We start from the raw sequence: 8,704 nt of genomic DNA, 5'->3' as shown, positions 1-8,704 counted from the left end.
GCATGGCAATCTCCTTTTCTGGAGATTGAATCACACACCAGCACCAACATGAACCCCGTTATGGGGACACGGCCTAGTCTACGGGATGAGGCGGTCAAGCAGTATCGGGGCTGGACAGTCGCTAGAGCACCCGAGGGGAGCTCTTCACGCGCACCTCTTCGAGGCGGCTCAGAAATGTGAAGGCGGCAAGCGTCATGCCGGCGGTCAACAGGGCAGTCAAACCAAGAACAATCATTGCTCTCTCCACGTCGACATCGAAGGTGTCTCTACTTGCAGGATTAAAGCATGAAGCTTGCCCGTGACTTGCGGCCGGCCCGGGTTTTACTCGAATTAACCGCCGCAAGAAATTGAATCGGACGCCGTCCAAATTAAAACCGAGTAGCCGACGACGGCTATTAACCTTCAAGCAAGGAATTAACCATAAACATGGAAGCTGCACGTCGGAATGGGAAAATTGTTACTCGTTCTCACCAGGCATGAAGCCGCCCCGTCGTACCGGGCTCGATCCGGTATCATCTCATCAAACAGGTCCGGGAACAGACTTTGATGAACGAGCGAGCTTCAGTGTGCCGCGATCAATCGATCGACGGCGACCTCCGCCCTTTCTCGTCCTCTCATCGCCTCTGAACCCGATCATCAGCGGTTTCGCCGGGGCTCTTTGCGCCTGGCAGTTCGGCAGGGACGATTTTGGCGCAGGATTCGCCGTCAGATCAGGCAGGGCGGGCGCAGGCGGGAAGCCTTCGCGATCGCTTGCGTTTTGCGGGGCTCGCCGCCGAGCAATGCGAGATCGTGCGCCGCAATCGGCCGATGCTTGAGACCCATCTGAAAGCGGGCCTGCGCGATCTCTTCCACCGTTTCCAGACCTTTCCGGATGCGGCGCGCAATTTTGCCAGCGAGAGCCAGCTCGAACGGCTGCAGGATCTGCAATCCTCGCATTGGGACGTGTTGACGGATGCCCGTTTCGACAGCCTCTATGCGGAGCGCGTCAAAGTTCTCTCCGACAGCGAAAGCAAGATGGGGCTCGACCCGCGCTGGCATGTCGCCGGCCATGGCGTGGTCCTGGAGCATATTCTGGCCGGCATCGTCGACGAGATGGGCGGCCGGGCCGTATTGCCGAGAACCAGGCGCCGCGCTCGTGAACTGAGCGAACTGGTCAAGGCCGCCATCCGCCTTGTCATGGTCGATGTCGAAATCGCCGTGTCGCTCCGCTTCAACGAATTGCGCCTCAATCATCAACGCGCGCTGGCCGATCAGCGGACCACCGATCAGGCAGAGGCGGCCGGTCTCTTCGCAGATGTCATCCAGGGGCTTGCCGAGCGCGACCTCACGGTCCGCATGCCGGCCGATGCCCCACCGGCCTACACCGAACTGGTGGAAGCACTGAATGCCGCGCTGGACGATATCCAGCAGCGATTTACGGCCCTGTCCGGCGGCGTACAGGCGGCCGAAGCGACGACGAATGCCATCGCTCGCGATTCCCGATCGCTTGCGCAGGATTCCACGGAGCAATCCAAGGGGCTCGCGACCTCCGCGAGACAGCTCGCTGAGCTTGCCGAGCAGATCGGCGGCAACGCGACGAGCACCCGGTCGGCCGAGCGCGCCGCCGCTTCCACGCGCGTTGCTGTGGAAGACAGCGGCCAGGTCGTCGGCCAGGCCATTTCCGCCATGGCCGATATCGAGACGTCGGCCGAAAAGATCGGCCAGATCATCGGCGTCATCGACGAGATCGCTTTCCAGACCAATCTGCTGGCTCTCAACGCCGGCATCGAAGCGGCACGCGCGGGCGACAGCGGCCGTGGTTTTGCGGTCGTCGCCCAGGAAGTCCGCGCTCTCGCGCAGCGCTCCGCCGATGCTGCTCGCGAGATCAAGGTACTGGTAACGGGCACCAAGGCGCAGGTCGATGCCGGTGTGCGGATGGTGGGTCGCACTCAGGAGGCGATCGGCAGCATCGTCCGCCAGGTGACCGATATCAACGACGCCATCTCCGGCATCGCTGCCGCCACTGACGAACAGGTCGCGGGCCTGCGCAGCGTGACGGTCGAGATCGGCAGCCTCAGCGAACGCGCTTCAGTGGCCGGAACTCTCGCCGGTCGTTCGCACGAAGGCGCCGATCACCTGCATGATACCATCCTCGACCTCGGCCGCACGATCCGCGAATTCCGCCTTGAACGTGAACGGCGCCATGCCGTGGCGCCGCGCCCGGCGGTCGGCGCGCAACGTCTGCCGGCCCCCAGGCGCGACGACGTCTTCGGCCTGCGTCAGGACGACGATGTCGAATTCGATTTCCCGCCTCGCAGGGCCGCAGCCGGGGGCGAACGGAATGCCTATTGACCACTCTACTACAGGCGAATGCGGGCCACGGGGCTCGATTTCAGGCAACAAGGATTGAAGCGATGGCGAGCAGGAAAGGCGAAAAGACAGTCAGTCTGGCCGCGGTGCTGGACCTCAACGAGGCCTCGGCGCTTCGTGGCAAGTTGATGGGGCTGCGCGGCAGCAATGTCGCGATCGATGCCTCCGGCGTCGAAAGGATCGGCGCTTTGTGCATTCAGGTCATCATGGCCGCCGCCAAGACTTGGGATGAAGACAAGCTGTCCTTCACCTTTTCGAAGGTGTCGGATGCATTTCAAAAAACGATGCAGATGATCGGTATCGACATCGATCACCTGCTTGCCAAGGAGATCCGGCAATGAAGAAAAAAGTGCTGACCGTGGACGATTCACGGACCATTCGAAACATGCTTCTCGTCACCCTCAACAATGCAGGCTTCGAGACCATTCAGGCCGAAGACGGCGTCGAGGGTCTCGAGGTCCTCGAGGAAGCCAATCCCGATGTCATCGTTACCGACATCAATATGCCGCGTCTTGACGGCTTCGGCTTCATCGAGGGCGTGCGCCGCAACGACAAGTACCGCGCCATCCCGATCCTGGTGCTGACGACCGAAAGCGATGCCGAAAAGAAGAACCGTGCCCGCCAGGCCGGTGCGACGGGCTGGATCGTCAAGCCTTTCGACCCCGCCAAGCTGATCGATGCCATCGAGCGTGTAACCGCTTAAACAGGATCCGTCCCTCATGGATATGAACGAAATCAAAGAGATTTTCTTCCAGGAGTGCGAGGAGCAGCTCGCCGAACTGGAATCCGGTCTCCTGAAAATGAATGATGGCGACCGCGATCCGGAAACCGTCAATGCCGTCTTCCGCGCCGTTCATTCCATCAAGGGTGGGGCAGGGGCCTTCGGTCTCGATGATCTCGTCTCCTTTGCCCATGTCTTCGAGACGACGCTCGATTGCGTTCGATCCAACAAGCTGGAGCCGACCCAGGATGTCCTGAAGGTCATGCTCAAGGCCGCCGACGTGCTGGCGGATCTGACCAATGTCGCCCGCGACGGCGGCAGCGTCGATCCTGCCCGCAGCAGGGGTCTGGTCAAGGAGCTGGAGGCGCTGGCCCATGGCGAGTTGCCTTCGGCGTCTGCCGTCGTCGAAGCCGCGCCGAAGCAGGCGAAGCACGCGCCGGCTCCGGTCGAGGTTGCGCCCGCTGCGACGGACGATAGCGGCTTCCAGCCGATCCCCTTCAGCTTCGACGATGATTTCGGCGCCGACGACGAGCCTGCGGCCATGCCGGAATACCAGGTCAGCTTCAAGCCGCGCGCCGATCTCTACGCCAAGGGCAATGACGCAACGCTGCTGCTGCGCGATCTCGCGCGCGTCGGCGAGTTGAGCGTTCATTGCGATATGGACGCCCTGCCGGGTCTCGACGAGCTCGACGCCGAGGGCGCTTATCTCGCCTGGACGATCTCTGTCCGCACGGACAAGGGCGAAGATGCCATCCGCACCGTCTTCGAATTCGCCGAATGGGATTGCGAGCTCGACGTCCGGCGGATCGAGGATACCGTCTCCAAGGGTGACGATGAGCTGCCGATGGTGCCCGTGCCCTTCGATCTTTCCGTTCTCGATGACGACAGCGCCGGGCAGATCGAGGAAGCGCCGCAGCCAGCGAATGATGTGGCCGCCGCGGTTGCCGCCGCCGAGACGACAAGCAACATTGCGCAACTCGCCGCCGCCCGCGTCGAAAAGAAGGAAGCCGCGGCGGCGGCCGCTGCTGCGAGTGCCGCCGCACAGAACAATGCCGCCGCTGCCGGCGTTGGCCAGACCATCCGTGTCGATCTCGACCGCGTCGACCGCCTGATCAACCTCGTCGGCGAGCTGGTCATCAACCAGGCCATGCTGTCGCAGAGCGTCGTCGAGAATGACAACAACGGCGCATCCTCGATCAATATGGGCCTCGAGGAGCTGCAGCAGCTCACCCGCGAGATCCAGGACAGCGTGATGGCGATTCGCGCGCAGCCGGTGAAGCCGGTCTTCCAGCGCATGTCGCGCATCGTCCGCGAAATCGCCGATATGACCGGCAAGTCGATCCGCCTGATCACCGAGGGTGAAAACACCGAAGTTGACAAGACGGTCATCGACAAGCTGGCCGAGCCGCTGACCCACATGATCCGCAACGCCGTCGACCACGGCGTCGAGACCCCGGAAAAGCGCGTGGCACTCGGCAAGAACCCGGAAGGCACGGTTCGCCTGACGGCAAAGCATCGCTCCGGCCGCATCCTGATCGAGCTGGCCGACGACGGCGCCGGCATCAACCGCGAGAAGGTCCGCCAGAAGGCGATAGACAACGACCTGATCGCCGCCGATGCCAATCTTTCCGACGAGGAAATCGACAACCTGATCTTCCTGCCGGGCTTTTCGACCGCCGACAAGATCTCCGACATTTCCGGCCGCGGCGTCGGCATGGACGTGGTCAAGCGTTCGATTCAGGCGCTTGGCGGCCGCATCAACATCACCTCCAAACCGGGACATGGCTCGGTCTTCACCATGAGCCTGCCGCTCACGCTCGCCGTCCTCGACGGCATGGTGGTGACGGTGGCCGGCCAGACGCTGGTCGTGCCGCTGACCGCGATCGTCGAAACCCTGCAGCCGGAAGCAGCCGCCATCCACTCCTTCGGCGCCAACCATCGCCTGATCTCGATCCGCAACAGCTTCTGCCCGCTGGTGGATGTCGGGCGCATCCTGAACTTCCGCGCCACCCAGGCCAATCCGGTCGACGGTGTCGCGCTGCTGGTCGAATCGGAAGGCGGCGGTCAGCGCGCCCTCATGGTCGATGCCATCCAGGGTCAGCGCCAGGTCGTCATCAAGAGCCTCGAAGCGAACTACACCCATGTGCCCGGCATCGCTGCCGCGACCATCCTTGGCGATGGGCGTGTTGCGCTCATCCTCGATGTCGATGCCGTGGTCGGCGCCTCGCGCGGCCAGTCGCTGAAGGCCGAAATGTCTTACGCAGCGGTGGGTTGAGCCTATGTCCGACGCGATCAAGAGCCTGACCCATGGTGCCCGAGAGCTGATCGCCTTCCGGATCGGCGATCAGGAATTCTGCGTCGACATCATGTCGGTCCGCGAAATTCGCGGCTGGACGCCGGCAACCAACATGCCGCATGCACCCGGCTATATGCTCGGCGTGATCAATTTGCGCGGGGCGGTGCTGCCGATCGTCGACCTCTCGGCCCGGCTCGGCATGAAGCGCGCCGAACCGACCGTGCGGCATGTGATCATCGTGGCGCAGGTCAAGCGCAAGGTTGTCGGCCTGCTGGTTGACGCCGTGTCCGATATCCTCACGGTCACCGACGACACGATCCAGCCGACGCCGGAAGTCTCTTCCGACTATGAACGGCAGTTCGCGCGTGGCGTCCTGGCGATCGACCGCCGCATGATCTGTCTCATCGAACTCGAAACCCTGTTCCCCGAACACGAAAGCCAGGCCGCATGAGCGTGATGGGAGCAATAGACCCGAGAGTATCCCCGGACGAGGTGCTGGCCAGCGGCGAATATCCATTGACCCGCCGCGATCTCTCCGAAATCGCCGCCATGATCTATTCGGACGCCGGGATATCTCTGAACGAGACCAAGGCATCGCTGGTCTATTCGCGGCTGTCCAAGCATATCCGCGCGCTCGGCCTGCCGGGCTTCCGCGACTATTGCCAGCTGGTCTCCTCACCGGCGGGAGCCGTCCAGCGGCGCGAGATGCTGTCGCACCTGACGACCAATTTCACGCGCTTCTTTCGCGAAAACCATCATTTCGAGCATCTGCGCGACGAGGTTCTGCCCGGACTTCTGGCGCGCGCCAAGGCCGGCGGCCGCGTCCGCATCTGGTCGGCTGCCTGTTCCGACGGGCAGGAGCCCTATTCCATCGCGCTCACGGTTCTGTCGCTGCTGCCAAACGCAGCGGACCTCGATTTCAGGATCCTGGCGACGGATATCGATCCGAAGATCCTTGGCCTTGCCCGCGTGGGCGCCTATGACGAGGCAGCACTCGAAACCGTCTCTCCCGCTATGCGCAAGCAATGGTTTCAGGAGGTGGAGATCCAGGGACGCCGCAAGTTCCAGATCGACGATCGCGTCAAGCGACTGATCACCTTCAACGAGCTGAACCTGTTGGCGCAGTGGCCGTTCAAGGGCAGCTTCGACGTCATCTTCTGCCGCAACGTCGTCATCTATTTTGATGAGCCGACGCAAACGAAGATCTGGTCGCGTTTCGCGGGTCAGCTGCAGGACAACGGCCATCTCTATATCGGCCATTCCGAGCGGGTTGCCGGCGATGCCAAGCACCTCTTCGACAATATCGGCATCACCACCTATCGCCATATCGGCAAGAACACGGGGAGAAAACCATGAGTGCTCCCGCCCGCGTCCTCGTCGTCGACGACTCGCCCACCATGCGCGGCCTGATCACCGCAGTCCTACGCTCCGATCCAGAGGTCGACGTCATCGGCCAGGCCGGGGACGCGCTGGAGGCGCGCGCCGCGATCAAGGCGCTCAATCCCGATGTCGTGACGCTCGACATCGAGATGCCGAACATGAACGGCCTCGATTTTCTCGAAAAGATCATGACGCTCAGGCCCATGCCGGTCATCATGGTCTCGACCATGACGCATCGCGGCGCCGAGGCGACGCTTGCCGCTCTTGAGATCGGCGCCTTCGACTGCGTCGGCAAGCCGGTTCCGGGCGAGCCTCGTCCCTTCGGCGACCTGGCTGAAAAGGTGAAGGCGGCGGCCCGTTCGCAGCGGCAATTCGTCAAGCCCGCCGCCAGCCATGCCCCGCCGCCCGCGGTCGCGGATTTCCGTGTCGGCCGCAAGATCGTCGCGATCGGTTCGTCCACCGGCGGCGTCGAGGCGCTGATCGCGGTGCTGCAGAAATTCCCGGCCAATTGCCCACCGACGGTCATCACCCAGCATATGCCGCCGAGCTTCACCCGCAGTTTCGCCGAGCGTCTCAACCGTCTCTGCGCCCCGGTGGTGCAGGAGGCGACCGACGGCGCGCGGCTGGAGATCGGCAAGATCTATCTGGCGCCCGGCGGCGAAAGGCATTTGCAGGTTGCCAGCGCCTCGGCGCCGCATTGCCGGCTGGTCGAGGGCGGCCCGGTCAACGGTCATCGCCCTTCCGTCGATGCACTATTTGATTCGGTGGCCGAGCTTGCCGGCCGCAACGCCGTGGGCGTGATCCTGACCGGCATGGGGCGCGATGGCGCCGCCGGTCTTCTCAAGATGCGTCATGCGGGCGCGCGCACCATCGGCCAGAATGAAAAGACCTGTGTGGTCTATGGAATGCCGAGGGTCGCGTTCGAGCTCGGCGCCGTTGAACAGCAGTTTCCGCTGAACGCCATTGGCGAGGAAATATTGAAAGCAACAGCCGCCCGAAAGGAAGGGAGCGAATAATGTCTCTAGCGGAAAAAATCAAAGTTCTGATCGTCGACGATCAGGTCACCAGTCGCCTATTGCTAAGCGACGCACTGACGCAACTGGGCTTCAAGCAGATCACGTCCGCCGGCGACGGCGAGCAGGGCATGAAGATCATGCAGCAGCAGCCGCATCATCTGGTGATCTCGGACTTCAACATGCCCAAGATGGACGGTCTCGGCCTGTTGCAGGCCGTGCGCACCAATCCGGCAACGAAGAAGGCGGCCTTCATCATCCTGACCGCGCAGGGCGATCGTGCCCTGGTGCAGAAGGCGGCCCAGCTCGGCGCCAACAATGTTCTCGCCAAGCCCTTCACCATTGAAAAAATGAAGGCCGCGATCGAGGCGGTGTTCGGAGCCCTGAAATGATCCTCGAGGCCACTGCCCGTCGCGTGCATATCATTCAGGGCGAGTATAAGGTCATCGGCGATCCCGACGTGGTGCTGGCGACCATTCTCGGTTCGTGCGTGGCGGCATGCTTGCGCGATCCGGTGGCTGGTGTTGGCGGCATGAACCATTTCCTGCTGCCGGGAATGGCGTCTTCGCCGACGAGTGGCGGCGATGCGACGCGCTACGGCGTGCATCTGATGGAACTGCTGATCAACGGCCTTCTGAAGCAGGGCGCGCGTCGCGACCGACTGGAAGCGAAGGTTTTCGGCGGGGCGAAGACGATCGCCACCTTCTCCAATGTCGGCGAACAGAACGCGGCCTTTGCCATGCAGTTCCTGCGGGATGAAGGCATCCCGGTCGTCAGCTCCAGCACGGGCGGCGAGCATGGACGCAAGGTGGAGTACTGGCCGGTTTCCGGCCGTGCACGGCAATATCCGCTGACCGGCGCCGAGACGCAGAAGACCGTGGCCCTAGAACAGCGCCCCGTTGCTGCCCCGAAGCCCGCCGACAATGCGATCGAATTTTTCTGATC

General features: G+C 62.8%; 9 protein-coding genes. All 9 read left to right on the top strand.

Going from position 1 to position 8,704, the window contains the following annotated elements; genetic code table 11:
- Positions 1-687 precede the first annotated feature (687 nt).
- Positions 688-2,331: a methyl-accepting chemotaxis protein gene (locus AB6803_RS21825; protein WP_371110840.1), complete on the top strand. Its 1,644-nt coding sequence runs from the start codon at positions 688-690 to the stop codon at positions 2,329-2,331.
- 62 nt (positions 2,332-2,393) lie between these two features.
- Positions 2,394-2,690 (top strand): STAS domain-containing protein, encoded by a 297-nt coding sequence (locus AB6803_RS21820; protein WP_371110839.1) that lies wholly within the window; start codon positions 2,394-2,396, stop codon positions 2,688-2,690.
- On the top strand, positions 2,687-3,052 hold the full coding sequence (gene cheY1 / locus AB6803_RS21815) for a chemotaxis response regulator CheY1 (RefSeq protein ID WP_028751177.1): 366 nt from the start codon (positions 2,687-2,689) through the stop codon (positions 3,050-3,052). The genes AB6803_RS21820 and cheY1 overlap by 4 nt, the downstream gene beginning before the upstream one ends.
- Before the next feature lie 16 nt (positions 3,053-3,068).
- Positions 3,069-5,345 (top strand): chemotaxis protein CheA, encoded by a 2,277-nt coding sequence (locus AB6803_RS21810; RefSeq protein WP_371110838.1) that lies wholly within the window; start codon positions 3,069-3,071, stop codon positions 5,343-5,345.
- A 4-nt stretch (positions 5,346-5,349) separates the two neighbouring features.
- Positions 5,350-5,817, top strand: coding sequence for a chemotaxis protein CheW (locus AB6803_RS21805; protein WP_371110837.1), 468 nt, complete (start codon positions 5,350-5,352; stop codon positions 5,815-5,817).
- On the top strand, positions 5,814-6,722 hold the full coding sequence (cheR, locus tag AB6803_RS21800) for a protein-glutamate O-methyltransferase CheR (protein ID WP_371110836.1): 909 nt from the start codon (positions 5,814-5,816) through the stop codon (positions 6,720-6,722). Before AB6803_RS21805 ends, cheR begins: the two co-directional genes overlap by 4 nt.
- The gene (cheB, locus tag AB6803_RS21795; RefSeq protein ID WP_371110835.1) at positions 6,719-7,762 is read left to right on the top strand and encodes a protein-glutamate O-methylesterase CheB; all 1,044 of its coding nucleotides are present in this window, start codon (positions 6,719-6,721) and stop codon (positions 7,760-7,762) included. The genes cheR and cheB overlap by 4 nt, the downstream gene beginning before the upstream one ends.
- Positions 7,762-8,151 carry a response regulator gene (locus AB6803_RS21790; protein ID WP_371110834.1) on the top strand — a complete coding sequence of 130 codons (390 nt, stop codon included), beginning with the start codon at positions 7,762-7,764 and terminating at the stop codon, positions 8,149-8,151. The genes cheB and AB6803_RS21790 overlap by 1 nt, the downstream gene beginning before the upstream one ends.
- Positions 8,148-8,702 carry a chemoreceptor glutamine deamidase CheD gene (gene cheD, locus AB6803_RS21785; RefSeq protein ID WP_371110833.1) on the top strand — a complete coding sequence of 185 codons (555 nt, stop codon included), beginning with the start codon at positions 8,148-8,150 and terminating at the stop codon, positions 8,700-8,702. The genes AB6803_RS21790 and cheD overlap by 4 nt, the downstream gene beginning before the upstream one ends.
- Positions 8,703-8,704: the final 2 nt, after the last annotated feature.

It is taken from the genome of Rhizobium sp. RCC_161_2 (genome assembly GCF_041355235.1).
GTDB lineage: Bacteria > Pseudomonadota > Alphaproteobacteria > Rhizobiales > Rhizobiaceae > Rhizobium.
The sequence above is the reverse complement of the archived record's forward strand: the minus strand, read 5'-3'. Positions and strand labels throughout refer to the sequence as shown.

What these genes read in the sequence shown, in the direction of transcription:
- AB6803_RS21820 (WP_371110839.1), top strand. Translation starts at nt 2,394, where the DNA reads ATGGCGAGCAGGAAAGGCGAAAAGACAGTCAGTCTGGCCGCGGTGCTG.
- cheY1 (WP_028751177.1), top strand. Translation starts at nt 2,687, where the DNA reads ATGAAGAAAAAAGTGCTGACCGTGGACGATTCACGGACCATTCGAAAC.
- AB6803_RS21810 (WP_371110838.1), top strand. Translation starts at nt 3,069, where the DNA reads ATGGATATGAACGAAATCAAAGAGATTTTCTTCCAGGAGTGCGAGGAG.
- AB6803_RS21805 (WP_371110837.1), top strand. Translation starts at nt 5,350, where the DNA reads ATGTCCGACGCGATCAAGAGCCTGACCCATGGTGCCCGAGAGCTGATC.
- cheR (WP_371110836.1), top strand. Translation starts at nt 5,814, where the DNA reads ATGAGCGTGATGGGAGCAATAGACCCGAGAGTATCCCCGGACGAGGTG.
- cheB (WP_371110835.1), top strand. Translation starts at nt 6,719, where the DNA reads ATGAGTGCTCCCGCCCGCGTCCTCGTCGTCGACGACTCGCCCACCATG.
- AB6803_RS21790 (WP_371110834.1), top strand. Translation starts at nt 7,762, where the DNA reads ATGTCTCTAGCGGAAAAAATCAAAGTTCTGATCGTCGACGATCAGGTC.
- cheD (WP_371110833.1), top strand. Translation starts at nt 8,148, where the DNA reads ATGATCCTCGAGGCCACTGCCCGTCGCGTGCATATCATTCAGGGCGAG.